Source organism: Enterobacter cloacae complex sp. HYC003_NIDB, from assembly GCF_056673375.1.
In genome coordinates this window covers 402,485-424,563 of record NZ_CP114220.1, presented here as the reverse complement: position 1 = coordinate 424,563, position 22,079 = coordinate 402,485, and the positions used below count along the sequence as shown (strand labels likewise).

Below are 22,079 nucleotides of genomic sequence, written 5' to 3'. Positions count from 1 at the left end.
GTCGTTAGGTTTTCAGGGCAGGCTCATTATCTACACGGACAACTAAATTAATACAGCGTGTATAACGCTTTCCAGTGTTAATTATATCTGCCCCACAATAAAAAACCGCCGCCTGTAAAGGCGGCGGTTTTTTTCAGCATTACTTCTTAGCTGCTGCGGCTTTGTCGTCAGCCGGTGCGTCTGTTTTCGCATCCGCTTTCGGCGCCGGTTTGATGTCCAGCAGTTCTACATCAAATACCAGCGTGGAGTTAGCCGGGATACCCGGAACGCCGGTTTTGCCGTAAGCCAGATCCGGTGGGATGACCAGCTTGATTTTACCGCCTTTCTTGATGTTCTTCAGGCCTTCGGTCCAGCCCGGGATCACACCATCCAGACGGAAGGAGAGAGGCTCACCGCGGGTATAAGAGTTATCGAACTCTTTACCGTCGATCAGCGTACCTTTGTAGTTCACCACAACGGTGTCGCTGTCTTTAGGCGCGTCGCCGGTACCTTCTTTCTCAACTTTATAGATCAGGCCAGTAGAAGAGGTTTTAACGCCTTTCTCTTTAGCGAACTTGTCGCGGTAGGCTTTGCCTTTCGCTTCGTTATCTTTAGCGTCTGCTTCCATCTTGGTCTGAGCGGCGCCTTTCACGCGCGCTTCAAACGCTTGCAGAGTCTGCTCGATTTCCTGGTCAGACAGTTTGCTCTTGTCTGCGAACGCATCCTGAACCCCTGCGATCAGCTGGTTTTTGTCCAGTTTGATGCCCAGTTTCTCTTGTTCTTTCAGAGAGTTTTCCATGTAACGACCCAGAGACGCGCCAAGTGCGTAGGCGGATTTCTGGTCGTCATTTTTGAATGCCGCTTTGCTGTCTGTAGTCGCAGCAGGCTTCGCAGCAGTATCAGCAGCGAAAGACAGCGGCGCATTGAGCGCTACAGCCATAGTGGTCGCCAGCAGCGTAACTTTAAACAGTGATTTCATCCATATCTCCAGGACCTGAGGTCTCTCACCCCAGTGTTAAACGTAAATGAGTGACGTACTATAAAACGTTGCGGAAGAAATCTACAGACAGACTCCCCCGAATGTCGCTTCTTTTCAGACTATTTTTGTTTAAATAAGTTTCTTGTCAGGGAGATGGATACTGTACTTAAGGAAAAAGTCAGCTAAACTTCGCCGCCGCTGGTCCATTATGGCGAATGAGAGATAAACGAGGTGAATGATGAAGGATACAACGATCGAAGCGAGACTGGCTGAGCTGGAAAGCCGCCTGGCTTTTCAGGACATCACCATCGAAGAACTGAATCAGACCGTGACGGCCCATGAGCTTGAAATGGCAAAACTGCGCGATCACATGCGCCTGCTGACGGAAAAGCTGAAGGCCACGCAGACGTCAAACATTGCCTCTCAGTCAGAAGAGACACCACCACCTCATTATTGAGGCGTAAAAAAAGCGGGATTATCCCGCTTTTTTATTTTCCGGAGTACGGAATCAGTGGCAACCGCAGCCGCCGTTACCGCAACCACCTTTACCGTGGCCGTGGTCATGACCATGGTCGTGGCCGTGACCACCACAGCAGCCATCGTGGCCGTGATCGTGGTCATGATCGTGACCGTGCGCACCGTGAACGTGGCCATGAGCCAGCTCTTCTTCGGTCGCTTCACGGATCGCAACAACTTCTACGTTGAACTTCAGGTTCTGACCCGCCAGCATGTGGTTGCCGTCAACCACAACGTGGTCGTCTTCCACTTCAGTGATTTCAACCGGAACCGGACCCTGGTCAGTTTCCGCCAGGAAGCGCATGCCAACCTGCAACTCGTCAACGCCCATGAATACGTCTTTAGGAACGCGCTGAACCAGGTTGTCATCATACTGACCGTAAGCGTCGTTCGCGCCTACAGCAACGTCGAATTTGTCGCCAACTTCATGGCCTTCCAGCGCCGTTTCCAGGCCGGAAATCAGGGAACCGTGACCATGCAGGTAGTCCAGCGGCGCACTCACCGGAGACTCATCAACCAACACACCGTCTTCTGTACGTACCTGATAGGCCAGGCTGACCACCAGGTCTTTTGCTACTTTCATGATATCTCCTGAGCGTGGGAAAATTGCTGGCGCAGATTGTAGCGGAAATCTGCACCCGTGTACCCTTAAGCTTAAAAAAACTCAGAGCATATCGCTAGTCTGGATGAAAAATGCCGATCACTTGCTCTTCTTTGCGAACGTGATCGCGGGCTTCTTTATCGGCCTCACGCATCTGGTGACCGCACTTAACACATTCAACGATATCGATATTATTTTCACGCCACATGCCCAGCGTATCTTGCGCCTGGCAGGAAGGGCATTTTGCGCCCGCGATAAAGCGTTTACGTACAGCCATCTTTCGTTACCCTTTATTCAAATTCATCCCAGCCGTCGAGCTGGCGTCGTTCCTGTTGCATCTCACGCTGGAAGATCTCCTCCAGTTCGCGACGCGCTTCCCGCACGCGGGAGATCTGCGCCGTGTCGCTGTGCACGGGCATCAGTTCACGCAGCATTCGCATATCCAGCCGGCGGAAATGCATCTGGGCGCGTTGCGCCTGATGAGGATGCATACCCAGCGAAACCAGCGCCTTGCGTCCCAGCTCCAGCGCGCTGGAGAAGGTTTCGCGGGAGAAGTGTTTCACACCCGCCTGCAAAAGTTCGTGAGCCTCAACACGTCCGCGCGCACGCGCCAGAATATGCAGATGCGGGAAATGCTGCTGACACAGCTCCACCAGCTTCATTGTGTCTTCCGGATCGTTGCAGGTGATGACGATGGACTCCGCAGCCTCTGCCCCCGCCGAGCGCAACAGCTCAAGCTGCGTCGCATCGCCGTAGTACACCTTATAACCATATTTGCGCATCAGGTTGACGGCGCTGATATCGCGCTCCAGCACCGTAATGCGCATTTTATTCGCCATCAACAGGCGACCAATCACCTGTCCGAAGCGACCAAAGCCCACGACGATCACCTGCGGTTTATCATCTTCCACCCACGGCGCTTCATCTTCATCGTCTGCGGGATTCAGGCGGCGCGACAGCAGTTTGTCCACCAGCTTCATCAGCAGCGGCGTGGTCATCATCGACAGCGTAACCGTCACCAGCAGCAGCGCCATCTGGTCATCTTTGAACAGCTTCTGAGACGACGCCGTGGAAAACAGCACAAACGCAAATTCTCCACCCTGGCTTAACACGCTGGAAAACTGCATTCTTTCCGAGCTGCGCAGCCCGTAAATCCTCGCGAGGACATACAGCACCAGCGTTTTGACCGCCACCAGCACGGCGACACTCGCAATAACCCACAGCAGATGGGTATAGAGCACGCCAAGATTAAGCGCCATACCCACCGAGATAAAGAACAGCCCTAACAGCAGCCCCTTAAACGGATCGATGGCGGTCTCCAGCTCGTGGCGATACTCGCTTTCCGCAAGCAGCACCCCGGCGATAAACGTCCCAAGCGCCATCGACAGCCCCAGCGCATCCATAAACAGCGCTGAGCCAAGCACCAGCAGCAGCGTTGCGGCGGTGAATACCTCGCGCACGCCGGATGCGGCAATAAACCGGAATACCGGACGCAGTAAAAACCGTCCGCCGATCAGCATCCCCGCGAAGGCCAGCACCTTCATGGAAATCTTCATCCAGTCGAAATGATCGTCTCCGGAGCCCGCCAGCAGCGGCACCAGCGCCAGCGCCGGGATCACCGCTAAATCCTGGAACAGCAGCACCGAAAAACCCAGCTGCCCCGCCTCGTTGCGGTTCATCCCTTTGTCGCGCATCAGCTGAAGCGCCATCGCCGTCGACGACATCGCAAGACCGATCCCGCCAATCACCGCGGCCTGCCAGGAAAACTGCGTCAATATCAGCAGTCCCGCGAGAATGGCCGCGCTGAGTAACACCTGCGCCGCCCCGACGCCAAAAATAGATTGCCGCAGTTGCCACAGCTTGGCGGGGTTCAGCTCCAGCCCGATGATAAACATCAGGAAGACCACGCCCAGCTCGGAGAAGTGGAGAATTTCATCCACATCGCTGATAAACCCAAGCCCCCAGGGGCCAATGGCGATCCCCGCCAGCAAATAGCCCAGCACCGCGCCAATGCCGAGACGCGCGGCAAGCGGGACCGCGACGACGGCGGCAAACAAAAACAGCACCCCGGCAAGGAGTAAATTCGAACCGTCCATTAGCGTCCTCCCGCCGGAATCGGTGACGCCAGCCATTCGCCATAGGCCCTGGCATGGCTCGCCAGTGCTTTCGGATCCTGCCGCCGTGCCCAGTAGATAATAATCGGGCTCATCCAGTGCATACGGCACATCGCCGCCGTCAGCTCAAACGGCCGCAGAATGTCGCTCATGGGGTAACGGTTCAGCCCGTCGTGACGGTAAGCGCTTTCCGGCTCACCGGTGGTAATGACACTCCGCCAGTACTTTCCCGCCAGCTGGTTGCCCCCCACCCCGCTGGAGAAGCCCCGGCTCAGCACGCGGTCCAGCCACTCTTTGAGCAGCGCCGGACAGCTGTAGGTATAAAGCGGATGCTGGAACACAATCACGTCGTGCTGACGCAGCAGTTCCTGCTCGTAAGGAATATCGATAAAAAAATCGGGATAGTGCGCGTAGAGATCGTGCACCGTTACGTTACTGAGCTGTGTGGCCGGCTTAAGCAGCACCCGGTTCGCCACCGAGTCCTGTGATTCCGGATGGGCATACAGCAGCAGCACTTTCGCTGTCTGAGACATCACTCCCCTCCCGGTTCTGTTTTTGTGTATTGTTGTCGTTTTGGGCTACCATGGCGGCCCGGTGGGGAAAATGGCCCACACCTTACATTATCATAATGACAAATTAACATAGTCGGAACATACGGCGCTTCTATGATTGTTTTCTCCTCGTTACAAATTCGTCGCGGCGTGCGCGTCCTGCTGGATAACGCGACTGCTACCATCAACCCGGGCCAGAAAGTGGGGCTGGTCGGCAAAAACGGCTGCGGTAAATCCACCCTGCTGGCGCTGCTGAAAAACGAGATAAGCGCGGATGGCGGTAACTTTACCTTCCCGGGCAACTGGCAGCTCGCCTGGGTGAACCAGGAGACGCCCGCACTGAGCGAACCCGCGCTCGACTATGTTATCGACGGCGATCGTGAATACCGCAAGCTCGAAGCGGAGCTCAACGCCGCCAACGAACGTAACGACGGCCACGCCATCGCCACCGTCCACGGCAAGCTGGACGCCATCGATGCCTGGACCATTCGCTCCCGTGCCTCCAGCCTGCTGCACGGTCTGGGTTTCAGCAACGAACAGCTTGAACGCCCGGTGAGCGATTTCTCGGGCGGCTGGCGCATGCGCCTTAACCTGGCCCAGGCGCTGATCTGCCGCTCCGACCTTTTGCTGCTCGATGAACCAACCAACCACCTCGATCTTGATGCGGTTATTTGGCTGGAGAAGTGGCTCAAGAGCTATCAGGGCACTCTGATTCTGATCTCTCACGACCGCGACTTCCTCGATCCGGTAGTGGATAAAATCATTCATATCGAACAGCAAAGCATGTTCGAATACACCGGCAACTACAGCTCTTTCGAGCGCCAGCGCGCGACGCGCCTTGCCCAGCAGCAGGCGATGTATGAAAGCCAGCAGCAGCGCGTGGCGCACCTGCAAAGCTTTGTGGATCGCTTCAAGGCCAAGGCGTCAAAAGCCAAGCAGGCGCAGAGCCGCATCAAGATGCTGGAACGCATGGAGATGATCGCTCCCGCGCACGTGGATAACCCATTCCACTTCAGCTTCCGCGAGCCGGAGAGCCTGCCGAACCCGCTGCTGAAAATGGAAAAAGTGAGCGCGGGCTATGGCGATCGCATTATCCTCGACTCTATCAAGCTCAACCTGGTGCCAGGTTCACGCATTGGTCTGCTGGGACGTAACGGCGCCGGTAAATCGACGCTGATCAAGCTGCTGGCGGGCGAGCTTAACCCGGTCAGCGGCGAAATCGGCCTGGCGAAAGGCATCAAGCTTGGTTACTTCGCCCAGCATCAGCTGGAATTTTTACGCGCGGATGAATCGCCGATCCAGCACCTGGCGCGCCTGGCGCCGCAGGAGATGGAGCAGAAACTGCGCGACTACCTCGGCGGCTTTGGCTTCCAGGGCGATAAGGTGACGGAAAATACAGCGCGTTTCTCCGGCGGCGAAAAGGCCCGTCTGGTGCTGGCGCTGATCGTCTGGCAGCGTCCAAACCTGCTGCTGCTTGATGAACCGACCAACCACCTCGATCTCGACATGCGCCAGGCGCTGACCGAAGCGCTGATCGAGTTCGAAGGAGCGCTGGTTGTCGTATCGCACGACCGCCACCTGATCCGCTCCACCACCGACGATCTCTATCTGGTGCACGGCGGCAAAGTGGAGCCGTTCGACGGCGATCTGGAAGATTACCAGCAGTGGCTGACGGACGTGCAGAAGCAGGAAAACCAGCCGGAAGAGTTAGCGAAAGACAACGCCAACAGCGCCCAGGCGCGTAAAGACCAGAAGCGCCGTGAAGCGGAACTGCGCACCCAGACGCAGCCGCTGCGTAAAGAGATTGCCCGTCTCGAAAAAGAGATGGAAAAGCTCAACGCCACGCTTGCTGCCGTCGAAGAGAAGCTGGGCGACAGCGAACTGTACGATCAGAGCCGCAAAGCGGAGCTGACGGACTGTCTGCAAACTCAGGCGAAAACCAAATCCAGCCTCGAAGAGTGCGAAATGGCATGGCTGGACGCGCAGGAACAGCTGGAAGCGATGCTGCAAGCCGACTAACACGCCGGGAGGGTTATGGGCTTCGATACCACGAGCGAGATTACATTCCGTAAGCTCAGCATCTTCATGACGTTCATGGAGAAGGGCAATATCGCACGTACCGCCGAAACGCTCGGCCTGAGCGGTGTCAGCGTGCACCGCGCGCTGCATACCCTCGAAGAGAACGTCCGCTGCCCGCTCTTTGCTCACAAAGGGCGTAACCTGATTGCCCTCCCCTCCGCGTGGACGCTGCTGGAGTATTGTCAGGAGGTGATGCAGGTGATGGAGCGCGGGCTGGAAGAGTCGCGCAAGATCGCCGGTATCGGCCAGGGACGGTTGCGCGTCGGCACGCTCTACTCGCTGACGCTGGAAACCGTGCCGCGCCTGATAATGGGCATGAAGCTGCGCCGTCCGGATCTGGAGATGGATCTGACGATGGGCTCGAACGAAACCCTGCTCCATATGCTGGATGAGGGATCGCTGGATGCGATTTTAATCTCTATTTCCGAAAGCGATATCGACCGTAACAGCCTCGAAGTGCTTCCTCTGTTCCATGACGATATTTTCCTTGCCGCACCGGCCTCTGCCACGCTGAATACCCACGGGCCAGCGGATCTCCGCGATTACAAAGATCAGAAATTTGTCGCGCTTGCAGAAGGCTTTGCGACCTACGCCGGGTTCCAGGAAGCGTTCCATATCGCCGGGTTTGAACCAGAGATTGTTACCCGGGTGAACGACATTTTCTCAATGCTCAGCCTGGTGCAGGCGGGCGTCGGCTTTACGCTGATGCCGGGAAGGATGAAGAAGGTCTACGAGAATTCCGTGCAACTGTTGAAGCTGGCGCAGCCGTACCAGATGCAGCAGCTGATTGCGATCGTCTTTGCCCGCAACCGCGAGCAGGATCCGAGCCTGCGCGCGCTGGCCGCCGAAGGGCGGATGTATGCGAGAAGTTTGCAGGATAGTGCCTGATGTTATTGCCCGGTGGCGGCTGCGCCTTACCGGGCCTACTCCCGAATTGTAGGCCCGGTAAGCGTAGCGCCACCGGGCTAAAAACTCATGCACGAAGCCGACCCGCCAGATGCACCGCCACGTCCACCCCGCTGCGCTCCAGCGAAATGGATTCACCTTCCCACGCCGCCTGCCGCGTCAGACAGGTCAGGATGCCCCCTGGCGGCATCTCAATCGCCAGCCGCGCTTCACGCTCGTTAGCGGAAATCACCGCCTCCTGCCAGCGCACGGTTCGCGCCATATTCATCGCCAGATCGTCGGCAATTTTCTCCGGCTGCCAGAGCACGCGTCCGGTACTGCCGCTCAGGTACGCACAGCGCGGACGTGAAAGCGTGACCGAATTAAATGCTGCCACCAGCTTCTGCGCCGGTTCCGCCAGCAGTTCACAGTGCGACGGTACGCTCACCGCCAGCCGCTTAGCCTTGCTCGCGCCTTTTGCCAGGGCGCGCTCCGCCACCTGCGCCATGCCGTCATCGGCTCCGGCAATCACGATTTGCGTTTCGGCGTTCAGGTTAGCAATATAGGTTCCTGTCCCCTGAATCAGGTTTTCCACCTGCGGCAGGGTCAACCCCATAATTGCCGTCAGGCCGTAGCCGTGAGGATACGCCTGCTCCATCAGATCGCCGCGCAACGCCACCAGCTTCAGCGCGTCCGTAAAGTCCAGCGCGCCGGCGATAACCGCCGCAGGATAAGCGCCAATGGACAGCCCGCTGACGATATCCGGCGACACGCCGCGACGTTCCAGCTCGCGCGCCCACGCCACGCCGGCAATCAACAGCGAAAGCTGAACCGCACGGGTGTGGGTTAACGAGCATGCGCTGTCCAGGGTATCGACTTCCGCCCCCAGCACAGCACGGGCCTGCTCCAGCTCCGTTCCCGGCAGGTTTTGCAGCATACCTTCATGCTGTGTGCCCTGCCCCGGGAAGGTAAACAGTATTTTCATTACTCCTCCCTGTGCCATGGATCCGCCACCAGGCGCGGTCCACATTGCGTTTTTAGCAGCGTTTTGCCGTCGCGTAACCATTCCGCCAGCGCGAATCCGCCCTCGGGCGTGTCCACCTGCGTATCCGCCCGGCACAACGCACGGCTGAGCTGAGCCTGCCAGCCAGTAAACGCCTCAGGGGAAACGGCACGCGGGGCGCGGATGAGCAGATCGAGATCGCTGTCGGCGTGGATCACCGGAATGCCGGTCGCCAGCGCGTAACCCGTACTGCCGGTTATCCCCCACGTCCACGGCCACGACTGCTGCGCAAGCTGAAGCGCCACCTGAACCGGCGGCTGAGTGATAAACGGCGAACGCAGCAGGTCGGCGGCAACGCTCAAATCTTCGGGCGACACCACGCGCAACACGTTCTCAGGCTTCACCCATCCGCCCGCCCGCTGGTCGCGGCGCAATCCGCGCACGCCAACGGGAATACGGCCTTCATTATCAACATCACGCCGCACCACTACCGGTAGTCCGGCATGCCAGGCCGCGTCCACCCAGGATTCGGTAATCCCTTCCAGGGCGTCGCGCGCGGTAAGCCAGATGAGGTCGTGTGGGCGTAATGTTGTGGTCATGATTACATTCCTGAAGTCAGCGAGATAAACAGCGGCAGCGACAGGATACACAGTACGGAGCTCAACAGCAGCACGGCTTCAGCATCCGGCGACTGCACGCCAAAGCGGTTACCGAACACCACGCCAAAGAAGCCCGCGGACAGCGCAATCATCAGGATGGCGGTGATCGCCACGGAGCCGTGCAGACCGAAGATTAAAACGATACCCCAGGCGATCGCTGGCTGGATCAGCAGCTTGGCGATAGTGGAAGTGATCACCATGGTGTTGATCTGAAGTTTACGCGCGGAGAGGATCACCCCGGTCAGGAACAGCGCCGCAGCGGTCGCAGACAGTCCCAGCGGTTTAATCGCCGCCAGTACCAGCTCCGGCATTTTGATGCCGATAGCGGACAGGATCACACCCAGCAGCGGGCCCATCACGATCGGTTTTTTAATGGAACGCCACATCAGCACCGGCAGCATGGAAAGCGTTGAACCCGAGTTATTGCCTTCGGCGCGGGCTTTCTCACGCTCCAGAATCAGCAGGCAGAACGGGGTCATCAACACTGAACCACAGGCGATGGAGACCGCCACGGACAGTGAGGTTGAAGGGCCTTCGCCCAGCACGCTGCCCAGAATCGGCAGGCCAAGCGCCGCGTAGTTTGGCAGGGCGACGGTAAGCGTCAGCACGGCCGCATCCTGCGGGGATTTTTTAAACACTTTCGTCGCGAGGAAGTAGATGACCGCATAGGTGATCCACATCGCCAGGGTGAGCACCAGGATCAGCGGCGACTGCGCCACGATGCCGGTCCACGGGGTTTGCACGGTGGCGCTGAACAGCGCAGCCGGGAGTGCAAAATCCATCACGAAGATATTCAGCAGGGAAACATTTTTGTTATCGACCATCTTTGCCTTACCGGCCCAGAATCCCAGCAGCATGATGACGAAAATCGGTGCAAGAGCATGAACAATTACGTAAGTCATAAATCACCTGTAGTAAAAAAGTTTAAGCACTGGCGCGATGTTTATTATTTTCAGGATGCAGGTTCCCGCGTGGACGCAACGGGCGCGCCCACGGGGTGATGCATCTGGCAGGTCTCTTTTTACTTACCAGCTGGCTCGCATACGTTCACGTACGAGCGCCGAGCTGCGGCGGTTGTCAGCACCCAGACGGTTTTTCAACGTGGTGTCCTGACGCGCGTCGCTGATGGCCTGTTGCAGGGTGGTTTTCACCCGCGTCAGATCGCTTTCGGTAGGGGCATCCGGATTGCTGATATCCAGCAGGTCGGAAAGCAGCCCCAGCGTGGCGTAGTTGCTGATGTCATACGCCATTGGCGGAATGGTTGCAGCCAGTTTTTCCAGCGCCTCAACGGTACGCAGCGTAATGCGCGCCGCAGACTCTTTGCCCATGGCATGGATCAGCACGCCTTTATCGTTGAAGGCAATCAGACGGTTAGCCTGGTAGCCGTGCGCCAGAAACGCGCCGGACATGGCCTTACCGACGATAAGACCAATCACCGGATGACCCGCCAGCCGCGCATTAGCGTAGGCGGCAGCGGCGCCGGCCAGCGCCTGGTGGATACCAAACGCCTCTTCGCGACGGCCATAGGCCTGGCTTGGGACGTCGATTACCGCCACAATCGGGCGCTTCACGGCTTTATCTGCGTCGGCGGCGACGGTTTCGCTGACCACTTTTGCCAGCGTCCATCCTTCCAGCAGGCCGACTTCACCCTGCGCCGCGCGCGGGAAGTGGTTGTTGGCGTCCGGCACCACGGCGACAAAACGCACCGTTTCACCGTTTAGCTCGCCGTCTGCGGCCTGCACGGACGGGCATAACCCCTCCAGACGTTTCGCGTTCGGGGCCAGAGTTTCCAGCCAGAGTTCGCCACGGCTAATTGAGTTAGTCATCATTTCACCTCCCGGGCAAAAAGCGCTTTAATCTGTTCGGCATCGGCCTGTTTGCGGGTGTCGAAATTCGTCAGACGGTTCAGGTAATCGTCGTAGTTATCGGTGCGATGTTTCGCCGGTACGCCTTTGGCGATGGCTTCGTTCATCGCGGCTTTCACCGCGTTCACGCCGTCGCCCACCAGCGCGTCCACCAGCCCGCTTTCAAAGCGTACTTCGCCGCCGGTCATGCTCCAGATAAACGGACGGTCGCGGGAGTCATACTCTTCAATGCCCGCTTCCTGCTCGATAACCTGCGGACCGTTGAGGCCGAGCCGCGCTTCGCGGGTCACAATCAGGTAGCTGCACAGCGCCGCGGCGATAGACATCCCACCGAAGCAGCCCACGGTCCCGGCGACAATCCCGACGACCGGGGTATAGCGACGCAGGTCAACGATCGCGGCGTGGATATCGGCAATCGCCGCCAGGCCGAGGTTGGCTTCCTGCAAACGTACGCCGCCGGTTTCGAGGCACAGCACCGCCTGAGTCGGAATGCCGTTGCGGTTATCTTCCGCCGCCAGCTCCAGCGCTGCCGCCATTTTGGCGCCGGACACTTCGCCCATGCTGCCGCCCTGGAAGGTGCCTTCAATCGCCACCACCACCGCAGGCTGGCCGTTGATGGTCCCTTTCGCGACCACCATGCCGTCATCGGCCTGAGGAACAATCCCCTGTGGCCCAAGCCACGGAGAGATAATGCCTTCAAACGGATCCAGCAGTTCGCGGTAGCTGCCGTCGTCGAGCAGCGCCTGCGCACGCTGGCGCGCTTTTAATTCGATAAAGCTGCTGTCATCACGCATGGTTCACCCCTTCAAAAACCTGTTCGATACGAATGCGTGCCACGCCCGGCGTCGCGCCGAAGTCGTGGATGGTCAGCTTACCGGCGGGCAGGCTGCTGACGGTTTGCAGGCGGTTGAACAATGCCTCCCAGCGCCCGCGGCTGTTGTCGACGGAGGTGGTGATATCAATGGTTAAGGTCTGGCCCGGTTCGGCGGTGAAAAGCACCTCCATATCCCCGGAACCGACGACCCCTGCCAGCGCCCTGCCGCTTACTTCGCGGCTGGCGGGCACGGTCAATGTGATTTTTTCCATAACATCCTCTTAATGCTTTGAATAGGGCGTTTCGGCGCGGTCAAGAAACAGCGTGGCGGCAAGCAGGTCTGCGGCTCCGCCCGGCGAGGCGTTAAGCGCCAGCATCTGACGGTCTAACCGCGCCAGCGCCTGCTGCCCGGCGAGGGTTGCGCATCCTCCGGCGTTCAGCACCGCACGGGCGCCGTTCTGCATGGCGTCCAGCCCCTCCATGCCGGCGCGCGACAGCACGCAGGTGTCGGTGAGCGAGGTCATGATCGCCATCAGCGCGTCGAGTCTGGCCTGCGTTTCGCTGCTGCCGTTGAGACGGCTGAGGCGAAGCTGCGGCAGCGCGCGCTGCATGATGTGCGGAAACGCCTGCTGAGCCTCTTCACGCGCGCCCGGCACACGGTAGCGGTGCGTAACGCGTAACCCCTTGCTGAACACTTTCGGCGCCGCGTCATCCGGCAGCTTCGCCAGCTGAGCGGCGGTGTTCGCGACGGTTTGCGCCCGGGCATCGCCGCCCAGCATCGCCACCGCGCTCACCAGCAATCCCAGCGCCCAGATCGCGCCACGGTGCGTGTTCACGCCGTCGGTAGCGGCCATCATCTGCCGTTCACCTTCGCGACCCAGGCGGCCAACGGTTTGCCTGAGGGCAATATCCGCCGGACGCTGCCAGCTCTGCTGCGCCAGCGCCTGAAACGTGGGGGTCAGGCTGTGAGCGGAGCGCTCCATCAGCGCAAGCGATAAATCGTGGTGCGCGCCGTTCCCCCGGCTGTCCACCAGACCGGGCTTCGGGCTTAAACGTGCTTCGTCAATCAGACACTGCGTGGCGGTTCGCGCCAGCCATTCGGCACCGCCTTCAACCTGGATCTGGGGCAGAAGTTTCATTACCAGCTCCGGAATTTCGCAGGTGGGTTGTAAAGACCGCCGGACCATTCCACCAGGTCCGCGACGCTACCGGCCGCCAGCAGCGAACGGGTGGCATCGGTGCGGCGAATGCCCATATCTTCCGGATACACAACCTTGCCGCTCTGGCGCAGTTCCGCCACGCGTTTGGCGTCAACGCCCAGTCCGATATCGGTGATACCCGCCACGGCGGCGACCATGGCGCGACGCTCTTCAAGATCTTTCGCCCGGTAGAGGTAAGCAATCCCCTCTTCCGTCAGCACGTGGGTGACGTCATCGCCGTAAATCATGACCGGCGCCAGCGGCATACCGGAGGCTTTCGCGACCTCAACGGCGTCGAGTTTTTCCACGAAGGTTGGCTTCACGCCCGCCTGGAAGGTTTCCACCATCTGCACAACCAGCTTTTTACCGCGCTGCATCGGGTCAGGCTCGGTGATCATGTTCAGCCAGGCCGGTGTGGCGTGGCGACGACCGTGCGGATCGTGGCCCATGTTTGGCGCGCCGCCGAAGCCGGAAAGACGGCCGCGAGTCACGGTTGAGGAGTTAGCGTAACCGTCGACCTGTAGCGTGGAGCCGATAAACATATCGACCGCGTACTGACCTGCCAGCTGACAGAAGGCGCGGTTAGAGCGCATGGAGCCGTCGGCACCGGTAAAGAACACGTCAGGACGGGCGCGGATGTACTCTTCCATTCCCAGCTCGCCGCCGAAGCAGTGGACGCTCTCCACCCAGCCGCTTTCGATGGCCGGGATCAGCGTTGGATGCGGGTTCAGGGTCCAGTGTTTACAGATTTTGCCTTTGAGTCCGAGTTGTTCGCCGTAGGTTGGCAGCAGCAGCTCGATCGCTGCGGTGTTAAAGCCAATCCCGTGGTTCAGGGACTGCACCTGGTGTTCAGCGTAGATGCCTTTAATCGCCATCATCGCCATCAGGATATGTTCCTGTTTGATCAGGCGCGGGTCGCGGGTGAAGAGCGGTTCGATAAAGAACGGCTTATCGGCAACCACCACAAAATCAATCCACGAGCCCGGAATATCCACACGCGGCAGGTCGCACTCGTCGTCCACCAGCTCGTTCACCTGCGCGATGACGATGCCGTCATGGAACGCGGCGGCTTCCACCAGCGCCGGAGTATCTTCGGTACTCGCCCCGGTATAGAGGTTGCCTTTGCGGTCCGCTTTAAAACCGGCAATCAGCGCCACGTTTGGCGATAGGTCGACGTATAAACGTGAGTAGAGTTCGATGTAGGTGTGAATCGCCCCGATTTCGAGCTGACCATCCTCCAGCAGTTGGGAGATTCGCAGGCTTTGCGTACCGGAGAAGGAGAAGTCCAGCTTGCGGGCGATGCCTTTCTCAAAGATGTCCAGATGTTCGCTGCGGCCCACGCTCGGCATGATCATATGCAGATCGTGCACGATTTGCGGGTTCACTTCCGCCAGTGAACGGGAAAGGAAATCCGCCTGCTTCTGGTTGTTGCCTTCCAGAACGACTTTGTCGCCTGGTGCGATCAGTTTTTCCAGCATGGCGACAAGATCGCCGGTTGGCAGTACCTTGCCCTGCACCGGTACGGACGCCAGACGACGCGCTTTCTCACTGCGTCGGGTGTTCCATTGCCGGGTGGGTGTTTGCCCAGATAACATTATTAACCTCCTGATTCAGCACATCATTCTGATTTGCTTAACGTTGAGTAAAGTGTGCGCTCTGGTGAGAAAGGCATCAATTAAGCGTAGAGCCAAATCATTAGCCTGAGAGTAATAATCAAGGTAAATATTTGTGATCGGGATCAGTTCATGTTTCGGAAAAACGGGCTAAACGGGGTACAATTCGGAAGGTATAGTTAATTTCTGACAAGAATCAGCATCGCCCTTATGACCCAAATCATTCCCTCAGACTTCGACATTGCAGCCGAAGAGAGCGCAGAGTTCGTGCCCATGCGCGGTGTGGCTAACCCTCACCTGCAAACCATGCTGCCGCGCCTGATCCGCCGCAAGGTACAGTTTACCCCGCACTGGCAGCGCCTGGATTTGCCGGATGGCGACTTTTTGGATCTCGCCTGGAGCGAAGATCCGGATCGGGCCAGACATAAACCCCGTCTGGTGGTGTTTCACGGTCTGGAAGGCAGCCTGCACAGCCCTTACGCACACGGTCTCATTGAGGCGGCGAAAGCCCGCGGCTGGCTTGGGGTAGTGATGCATTTTCGCGGATGCAGCGGCGAGCCTAATCGTCAGAAACGTATTTATCACTCGGGTGAAACCGAGGACGGTACCTGGTTCCTGCGCTGGCTAAGAGACAATTTCGGCGAGGCGCCAACGGCAGCGGTGGGGTATTCGCTGGGCGGCAATATGCTGGCCTGCCTGCTGGCGAAGGAGAGCGACGCCGTACCGCTGGATGCGGCGGTGATCGTCTCTGCGCCCTTTATGCTGGAGCAGTGCAGCTATCATATGGAAAAGGGGTTTTCGCGAGTGTACCAGCGCTACCTGCTCAACCTGCTGAAAGCCAACGCCGCGCGCAAGCTGAAGGCCTATCCGGATACGCTGCCTGTAACGCTGCAACAGCTCAAACGCGTGAAGCGCCTGCGCGAGTTTGATGATTTGATCACCTCGAAAATTCACGGCTTTGCCGATGCGATTGACTATTACCGTCAGTGCAGCGCCATGCCTTTACTGAACCAAATCACGAAACCTACGCTGATTATCCACGCCAAAGATGATCCGTTTATGGATCACCACTCGATTCCGGCGCCCGATCATCTGCCGGCCAACGTGGAGTATCAGCTCACCCAATTCGGCGGACACGTCGGCTTTGTCGGCGGCACGCTGCGTCGGCCAAAAATGTGGCTTGAGACGCGTATTCCCGACTGGTTAACGGCTTATCTGGACGGTAAATAATGATTATTCCCTGGCAGGATCTCTCTCCCGACACGCTCGATAATCTGATTGAAAGCTTTGTCTTGCGCGAAGGCACCGATTATGGTGAACATGAACGTTCGCTTGAACAAAAGGTCAACGATGTTAAGCGCCAGCTTAAAAGCGGCGACGTGGTGCTGGTATGGTCCGAACTGCATGAGACGGTCAATATCATGCCACACAACGCGTTTCACGGCTGATCTTTACACTTTTCCAGTCAGGGAGTTGCTATGTCTGCCAGACATCCGGTTATTGCCATTACGGGTTCGAGTGGGGCGGGAACCACTACCACCAGCCTCGCCTTCCGCAAGATCTTCGCCCAGCTTAACTTACGGGCGGCAGAGGTAGAAGGCGACAGCTTTCACCGCTACACGCGCCCGGAGATGGATATGGCCATCCGCAAGGCGCGCGATCTGGGTAAACACATCAGCTACTTCGGCCCGGAGGCGAATGACTTCGGCCTGCTGGAGCAAACCTTCCGTGAATACGGGCAAAGCGGTACCGGGCAGTCCCGCAAGTATCTCCACACCTACGATGAAGCCGTGCCCTGGAACCAGGTCCCCGGCACGTTCACGCCCTGGCAGCCGCTGCCGGAACCGACTGACGTGCTGTTTTACGAAGGATTGCACGGCGGCGTGGTGACGCCTCAGCACGATGTGGCGCGCCACGTGGATTTGCTGGTGGGGGTGGTGCCGATTGTTAACCTTGAGTGGATCCAGAAGCTGACGCGTGACATGAGCGAGCGCGGCCATTCGCGAGAGGCGGTCATGGACTCGGTGGTGCGCTCCATGGAAGATTACATCAACTTCCTGACGCCGCAGTTCTCCCGAACCCACATTAACTTCCAGCGCGTCCCCACCGTGGACACCTCCAACCCGTTCGCTGCAAAAAGCATCCCTTCCCTGGACGAGAGCTTTGTGGTGATCCACTTCCGCAACCTGGAAGGCATTGATTACCCCTGGCTGCTGGCGATGCTACAGGGTTCGTTTATTTCGCACATGAATACGTTAGTGGTACCGGGCGGAAAAATGGGGCTGGCAATGGAGCTGATCATGACACCGCTGGTGCAGCGGCTGATGGAAGGAAAGCAGATCGCGTGAATTGTTTTGCCCGGTGGCGCTGCGCTTACCGGGCCTACGGGCGTGCTTTTGTAGGGCGGGTCAGCGAAGCGCCACCCGCCAAAAAATTAAGCCGCGATCACTTCATAAGAATGGGTGATTTTTACCGCTTTCTCCAGCATTAGCGCCACAGAGCAGTATTTCTCCGCAGACAGGTCAACCGCACGCGAGACCGCCGCATCCTTCAGTTCTTTGCCGGTGACGATAAAGTGCAGATTAATATGCGTAAACAGGCGTGGCGCCTCTTCGCGACGTTCTGACGTCAGCTTCACTTCACAATCGGTCACGTCATGACGGCCTTTTTGCAGGATCGACACCACGTCGATCGCGCTGCATCCGCCCGCCGCCATCAGCACCATTTCCATCGGGCTTGGCGCTTTATCGCCGGAGTTGCCATCCATCAAAACCTGGTGCCCGGAAGCAGACTCGCCCAGGAACGTTAACCCTTCAACCCATTTCACACGCGCTTGCATATTCACTCACTCCAACGTTGCATTTTTTATGACAGATTACGTGTACGTTACATTTCTCGCAACGGAAGGCGACCTGCGTCATGCTGAAGCGAGACACCAGGAGACACGCGGCGAAAGCTATGCTAAAACACTCTGGATGCTACAGTAATACATTGACGTTACACATGTATGCAGAGGACATCAAACTTTACTGGCTGCGAAACGTTACGACAGCCGACTTCCCAGGTATGGGTAAGAATTCGATTGCAACCCCAGAGTCCGGATGCATCTTATGACTCTGGTGACAGCTTATAACAGAGGATAACAGCGCATGGTGCTTGGCAAACCGCAAACAGACCCGACTCTCGAATGGTTCTTGTCTCATTGCCACATTCATAAGTACCCATCAAAGAGCACGCTGATTCACCAGGGTGAAAAAGCGGAAACGTTGTATTACATCGTTAAAGGCTCGGTGGCCGTGCTGATCAAAGATGAAGAAGGGAAAGAGATGATCCTTTCTTATCTGAACCAGGGCGATTTTATCGGTGAACTGGGCCTGTTTGAAGAAGGCCAGGAACGTAGCGCCTGGGTTCGTGCAAAAACAGCATGTGAAGTGGCTGAAATTTCTTACAAGAAATTCCGTCAGCTGATTCAGGTCAACCCTGACATCCTGATGCGTCTTTCTTCCCAGATGGCACGCCGTCTGCAAGTGACCTCTGAGAAGGTGGGTAACCTCGCCTTCCTGGACGTGACCGGTCGTATCGCGCAGACGCTGTTGAACCTGGCGAAACAGCCAGACGCCATGACCCACCCTGACGGTATGCAAATTAAAATTACCCGTCAGGAAATCGGTCAGATCGTCGGCTGCTCCCGTGAAACAGTGGGCCGTATCCTGAAGATGCTGGAAGACCAGAACCTGATCTCTGCCCACGGTAAAACTATCGTGGTCTACGGAACCCGTTAATTTCGGTCAAACGGCGTGCCGCCGCAGGGTGGCACGCCGTTTTTGTCTCTACTCCTCATGTGGCGCAGGCTGATCTATCACCCGGAAGTTAACTACGCACTACGACAAACGCTGGTGTTGTGTCTTCCCGTGGCCGTGGGCCTGATCCTCGGACATCTTCAGCAAGGCCTGCTGTTTTCCCTCGTGCCCGCCTGCTGCAACATTGCCGGTCTGGATACACCGCATAAACGCTTTTTTAAACGTCTGATTATTGGCGGCAGCCTGTTTGCCGGCTGTAGCCTTGCCGTACAACTCTTACTGGCCCGCGACATTCCTCTGCCGTTGATCCTGACCGTGCTGGCGATGACGCTCGGCGTCACCGCCGAAATCAGCTCGCTGCACGCCCGGCTGCTTCCCGCGTCGCTGATTGCCGCCATCTTCACCTTAAGCCTTGCGGGCAATATGCCGGTGTGGGAGCCATTGCTGATCTACGCCCTCGGCACGCTGTGGTACGGGCTGTTTAACTGGTTCTGGTTCTGGCTGTGGCGGGAACAGCCGCTGCGCGAATCCCTGAGCCTGCTCTACGTGCAGCTTGCTGAATACTGCGAAGCAAAATACACCCTGCTCACTCAACATACCGACCCGGAAAAATCCCTGCCGCCGCTGCTGGCGCGCCAGCAAAAAGTGGTGGATCTGATCAGCCAGTGCTATCAGCAGTTGCACATGCTTGCCGCCAACAAAAATCATGAATACAAGCGGCTGCTGCGAACCTTCCAGGTCGGGCTGGATTTGCAGGAGCATATCTCCGTCAGCCTTCATAATCCGGAAGAGGTGCAAAAGCTGGTGGAGCGCAGCCATGCGGAAGCGGTGATCCGCTGGAACGCGCAGACCGTCGCGGCCCGCCTGCGGGTGCTGGCTGACGATATCCTCTATCACCGCTACCCGACGCGCTTTAACATGGACAAACAGCTCGGCGCGCTGGAAAAGATTGCGCGTCAGCACGCGGATAACCCGGTCGGGCAATTTGCTGCCTGGCATTTCAGCCGCATCGCCCGGGTGTTACGCACCCAGCGCCCGCTTTATGCCCGGGACCTGATGGCCGATAAGCAAAAACGGCTGCCGCTGCTGCCCGCGCTCAAAAGCTATCTATCACTGAAATCTTCCGCCCTGCGCAATGCCGCGCGGATCAGTGTGATGCTGAGCATCGCCAGCCTGATGGGAATGGCCCTGCACCTGCCGAAACCCTACTGGATCTTAATGACCGTGCTGTTTGTCACCCAGAACGGCTATGGCGCCACGCGGGTGCGCATTCTGCATCGGGCGGGCGGTACGATGGCGGGGCTGATTATCGCGGGCGTGACGCTGCACTTCCACGTGCCGGAAGGCTATACCCTGGCCGGTATGCTGGCAATCACGCTGGTGAGCTACCTGATCATCCGCAAAAACTACGGCTGGGCGATGGTGGGCTTTACGGTGACGGCGGTGTATACCCTGCAACTGCTCACGCTTAACGGGGAACAGTTTATTATTGCCCGGCTGGTCGATACGCTAATTGGCTGCCTGATCGCCTTTGGCGGCATGGTCTGGCTGTGGCCGCAGTGGCAAAGCGGGCTGCTCAGGCAGAACGCCCACGACGCGCTCGAAGCTGACCAGCAGGCCATTCGTCTTATTCTGAGCGATGACCCGCAGCCCTCTCCGCTGGCCTACGAGCGCATGAAGGTCAACCAGGCGCATAACGCCCTGTTCAACTCCCTTAACCAGGCCATGCAGGAGCCGGGCTTTAACGCGCACTATCTGGCTGACATGAAGCTGTGGGTCACGCACAGCCAGTTTATCGTCGAGCACATCAATGCCATGACGACGCTGGCGCGGGAGCACACGATGCTGACGACGGATCTGGCGCAGCGCTATTTGCAGTCGTGTGAAATTGCGTTGCAGCGCTGTCAGCAGCGTCTGGAGTATGACGCGCCGGGCGAGTCAGGGGATTCGAACATTCTGGAAGCGCCGGAGACGCTGACCCACGGGCCGATGAGCACCCTTGAGCAGCATTTACAGCGCGTTCTCGGGCACCTGAACACCATGCACACCATTTCGTCGGTGGCATGGCGTCAGCGCCCGCATCACGGGATTTGGTTAACGCGCCGGTTAAAACGAACCGCGTATTAGCCGCTGACGATCTTCGCGACCGCCGCGGCAAAACGGGTTAATCCGTCTTCGATGTCTTTGTCTTCCACCACCAGCGATGGCGCAAAGCGCATCACGTCCGGCCCGGCGTTGAGCACCATGACGCCTTCGTGCGCGGCGGCGTGCAGGAAATCGCGCGCGCGGCCTTTGTACTGCGGCTTCAGTTCGGCGCCGATCAGCAGCCCCATCCCGCGGATGTCGCTGAAGACATCAAACTGTTGGTCAATCTGCTGGAGATGTTTCACAAACAGGTCGCGTTTCGCATTCACGCCATTCAGGACGTCCGGCGTATTAATGATGTCGAACGCCGCACCCGCCACGGCGCACGCCAGCGGATTACCGCCGTAGGTGGAGCCGTGTGAGCCCACATGAAATGCGGAAGCGATATCCTGGGTGGTGAGCACCGCACTGACCGGGAAACCGCCGCCGAGCGCTTTCGCGCTGGTCAGAATATCCGGCGTTACGCCGTAGTGCATATAAGCAAACAGGTCTCCGGTACGCCCCATCCCACACTGCACTTCATCAAACACCAGCAGCGCCTGGTGCTCGTCGCACAGCTCGCGCAGCCCTTGCAGAAATTCCGGGGTGGCCGCCGTGACGCCGCCTTCCCCCTGAATGGGCTCGACCACCACGGCACAGGTGTGATCGTCCATCACCGCTTTAACGGCGTGGAGATCGTTAAACGGCACGTGGATGATATCCGCAGGTTTCGGACCAAAGCCGTCGGAATACTTCGGCTGGCCGCCAACGGAAACGGTAAAGAAGGAGCGTCCGTGGAAGGCGTTATGGAAGGCGATGATTTTGGTTTTGTACGGGCTATGACGCGTGGTTGCGTAGTAGCGCGCCAGCTTAAAGGCGGTTTCGTTGGCTTCGGTGCCGGAGTTCATAAACAGCACGCGTTCGGCGAAGGTGGCATCGATGATCTTACGCCCCAGACGCAGCGCCGGTTCGTTGGTGAACACGTTGCTCGTGTGCCACAGCGTTTCGCCCTGCGTTTTCAGCGCGTCCACCAGCGCAGGATGGCAATGGCCCAGCGCCGTCACCGCAATACCGCCTGCGAAATCAACATACTCGTTGCCCTGCTGATCCCAGACGCGGCTGCCTCTCCCTTTCACCGGGATAAACTCAGCCGGTGCATAAATCGGCAGGATCACTTCATCGAATGTCGCGCGGGTAATTGCTGGTTGTTCAGTTGCCATGTCATGACCATCCATTTTTATGTCACATTGATTGTGAAAATATAATCACAAAATATGCATAAAAAATCACAACAAGGC

General features: G+C 58.1%; 23 protein-coding genes. 8 read left to right on the top strand and 15 right to left on the bottom strand.

The window, feature by feature from the left end; genetic code table 11:
• Window positions 1–139: 139 nt before the first annotated feature.
• Window positions 140–958: an FKBP-type peptidyl-prolyl cis-trans isomerase gene (fkpA, locus tag O1722_RS01915; protein ID WP_003861695.1), complete on the bottom strand. Its 819-nt coding sequence runs from the start codon at window positions 956–958 to the stop codon at window positions 140–142.
• A gap of 238 nt (window positions 959–1,196) precedes the next feature.
• Between fkpA and O1722_RS01910 the strand changes: the two genes are divergently transcribed.
• Complete coding sequence (locus O1722_RS01910) at window positions 1,197–1,415, top strand: protein SlyX (RefSeq protein WP_033488041.1); 219 nt, start codon at window positions 1,197–1,199, stop codon at window positions 1,413–1,415.
• Window positions 1,416–1,466: 51 nt separating this feature from the next.
• Here O1722_RS01910 and slyD read toward each other — a convergent pair whose 3' ends face one another.
• The 4 genes from slyD to kefG all read right to left on the bottom strand — a co-directional run bounded on the left by slyD (window position 1,467) and on the right by kefG (window position 4,722).
• The gene (slyD, locus tag O1722_RS01905; protein WP_003861691.1) at window positions 1,467–2,057 is read right to left on the bottom strand and encodes a peptidylprolyl isomerase; all 591 of its coding nucleotides are present in this window, start codon (window positions 2,055–2,057) and stop codon (window positions 1,467–1,469) included.
• Window positions 2,058–2,151: 94 nt separating this feature from the next.
• The gene (locus O1722_RS01900) at window positions 2,152–2,352 is read right to left on the bottom strand and encodes a YheV family putative zinc ribbon protein (RefSeq protein ID WP_033488042.1); all 201 of its coding nucleotides are present in this window, start codon (window positions 2,350–2,352) and stop codon (window positions 2,152–2,154) included.
• Between the two features lie 13 nt (window positions 2,353–2,365).
• Window positions 2,366–4,171 carry a glutathione-regulated potassium-efflux system protein KefB gene (gene kefB, locus O1722_RS01895; RefSeq protein ID WP_033488043.1) on the bottom strand — a complete coding sequence of 602 codons (1,806 nt, stop codon included), beginning with the start codon at window positions 4,169–4,171 and terminating at the stop codon, window positions 2,366–2,368.
• Window positions 4,171–4,722 (bottom strand): glutathione-regulated potassium-efflux system ancillary protein KefG, encoded by a 552-nt coding sequence (kefG, locus tag O1722_RS01890; protein ID WP_003861686.1) that lies wholly within the window; start codon window positions 4,720–4,722, stop codon window positions 4,171–4,173. Before kefG ends, kefB begins: the two co-directional genes overlap by 1 nt.
• A gap of 132 nt (window positions 4,723–4,854) precedes the next feature.
• Between kefG and O1722_RS01885 the strand changes: the two genes are divergently transcribed.
• A complete protein-coding gene (locus O1722_RS01885) occupies window positions 4,855–6,759 on the top strand; it encodes an ABC transporter ATP-binding protein (protein WP_033488044.1) in 1,905 nt (634 codons plus the stop codon).
• Between the two features lie 15 nt (window positions 6,760–6,774).
• Window positions 6,775–7,707, top strand: coding sequence for a LysR substrate-binding domain-containing protein (locus O1722_RS01880; protein ID WP_033488045.1), 933 nt, complete (start codon window positions 6,775–6,777; stop codon window positions 7,705–7,707).
• Between the two features lie 85 nt (window positions 7,708–7,792).
• Here the strand turns inward: O1722_RS01880 and mdcH are convergent, their stop codons facing one another.
• From mdcH to mdcA, 8 genes are all read right to left on the bottom strand, one after another.
• Complete coding sequence (mdcH, locus tag O1722_RS01875; protein WP_017693877.1) at window positions 7,793–8,689, bottom strand: malonate decarboxylase subunit epsilon; 897 nt, start codon at window positions 8,687–8,689, stop codon at window positions 7,793–7,795.
• Window positions 8,689–9,306, bottom strand: a complete 618-nt coding sequence (locus tag O1722_RS01870) for a malonate decarboxylase holo-ACP synthase (RefSeq protein WP_033488046.1) — start codon at window positions 9,304–9,306, stop codon at window positions 8,689–8,691. The genes mdcH and O1722_RS01870 overlap by 1 nt, the downstream gene beginning before the upstream one ends.
• 2 nt (window positions 9,307–9,308) lie before the next feature.
• Window positions 9,309–10,268, bottom strand: a complete 960-nt coding sequence (locus O1722_RS01865; protein ID WP_000222846.1) for an AEC family transporter — start codon at window positions 10,266–10,268, stop codon at window positions 9,309–9,311.
• Between the two features lie 123 nt (window positions 10,269–10,391).
• Window positions 10,392–11,192 carry a biotin-independent malonate decarboxylase subunit gamma gene (mdcE, locus tag O1722_RS01860; RefSeq protein WP_032104009.1) on the bottom strand — a complete coding sequence of 267 codons (801 nt, stop codon included), beginning with the start codon at window positions 11,190–11,192 and terminating at the stop codon, window positions 10,392–10,394.
• Complete coding sequence (locus O1722_RS01855; RefSeq protein ID WP_017384167.1) at window positions 11,192–12,025, bottom strand: biotin-independent malonate decarboxylase subunit beta; 834 nt, start codon at window positions 12,023–12,025, stop codon at window positions 11,192–11,194. The genes mdcE and O1722_RS01855 overlap by 1 nt, the downstream gene beginning before the upstream one ends.
• Window positions 12,018–12,317, bottom strand: a complete 300-nt coding sequence (mdcC, locus tag O1722_RS01850) for a malonate decarboxylase acyl carrier protein (RefSeq protein WP_000411786.1) — start codon at window positions 12,315–12,317, stop codon at window positions 12,018–12,020. The genes O1722_RS01855 and mdcC overlap by 8 nt, the downstream gene beginning before the upstream one ends.
• 9 nt (window positions 12,318–12,326) lie before the next feature.
• Window positions 12,327–13,184: a triphosphoribosyl-dephospho-CoA synthase gene (locus tag O1722_RS01845; protein ID WP_017384166.1), complete on the bottom strand. Its 858-nt coding sequence runs from the start codon at window positions 13,182–13,184 to the stop codon at window positions 12,327–12,329.
• Window positions 13,184–14,839 (bottom strand): malonate decarboxylase subunit alpha, encoded by a 1,656-nt coding sequence (mdcA, locus tag O1722_RS01840; protein WP_015571421.1) that lies wholly within the window; start codon window positions 14,837–14,839, stop codon window positions 13,184–13,186. The genes O1722_RS01845 and mdcA overlap by 1 nt, the downstream gene beginning before the upstream one ends.
• A gap of 228 nt (window positions 14,840–15,067) precedes the next feature.
• Here mdcA and O1722_RS01835 point away from each other — a divergent pair, with 228 nt between their 5' ends.
• Genes O1722_RS01835 through O1722_RS01825 form a run of 3 tightly spaced genes read left to right on the top strand, consistent with a single transcriptional unit; the run spans window position 15,068 to window position 17,205 of the window.
• The gene (locus O1722_RS01835; RefSeq protein ID WP_017693875.1) at window positions 15,068–16,087 is read left to right on the top strand and encodes a hydrolase; all 1,020 of its coding nucleotides are present in this window, start codon (window positions 15,068–15,070) and stop codon (window positions 16,085–16,087) included.
• Window positions 16,087–16,305 (top strand): YheU family protein, encoded by a 219-nt coding sequence (locus tag O1722_RS01830; RefSeq protein ID WP_033488047.1) that lies wholly within the window; start codon window positions 16,087–16,089, stop codon window positions 16,303–16,305. The genes O1722_RS01835 and O1722_RS01830 overlap by 1 nt, the downstream gene beginning before the upstream one ends.
• A 30-nt stretch (window positions 16,306–16,335) precedes the next feature.
• A complete protein-coding gene (locus O1722_RS01825) occupies window positions 16,336–17,205 on the top strand; it encodes a phosphoribulokinase (RefSeq protein ID WP_033488048.1) in 870 nt (289 codons plus the stop codon).
• A gap of 86 nt (window positions 17,206–17,291) precedes the next feature.
• On the opposite strand, the gene O1722_RS01820 is transcribed toward O1722_RS01825, so the two are convergent.
• Complete coding sequence (locus O1722_RS01820; protein WP_015571423.1) at window positions 17,292–17,696, bottom strand: OsmC family protein; 405 nt, start codon at window positions 17,694–17,696, stop codon at window positions 17,292–17,294.
• A gap of 310 nt (window positions 17,697–18,006) precedes the next feature.
• Between O1722_RS01820 and crp the strand changes: the two genes are divergently transcribed.
• Together crp and O1722_RS01810 are read left to right on the top strand one after the other, a co-directional pair.
• The gene (gene crp / locus O1722_RS01815) at window positions 18,007–18,639 is read left to right on the top strand and encodes a cAMP-activated global transcriptional regulator CRP (protein ID WP_000242758.1); all 633 of its coding nucleotides are present in this window, start codon (window positions 18,007–18,009) and stop codon (window positions 18,637–18,639) included.
• A gap of 57 nt (window positions 18,640–18,696) precedes the next feature.
• Entirely contained in the window at window positions 18,697–20,784 is a 2,088-nt protein-coding gene (locus O1722_RS01810) for a YccS/YhfK family putative transporter (protein ID WP_033488049.1), read from the top strand.
• On the opposite strand, the gene argD is transcribed toward O1722_RS01810, so the two are convergent.
• Entirely contained in the window at window positions 20,781–22,001 is a 1,221-nt protein-coding gene (gene argD / locus O1722_RS01805) for a bifunctional acetylornithine/succinyldiaminopimelate transaminase (protein WP_023295528.1), read from the bottom strand. The two genes, O1722_RS01810 and argD, sit on opposite strands and share 4 nt — an antisense overlap.
• Window positions 22,002–22,079: the final 78 nt, after the last annotated feature.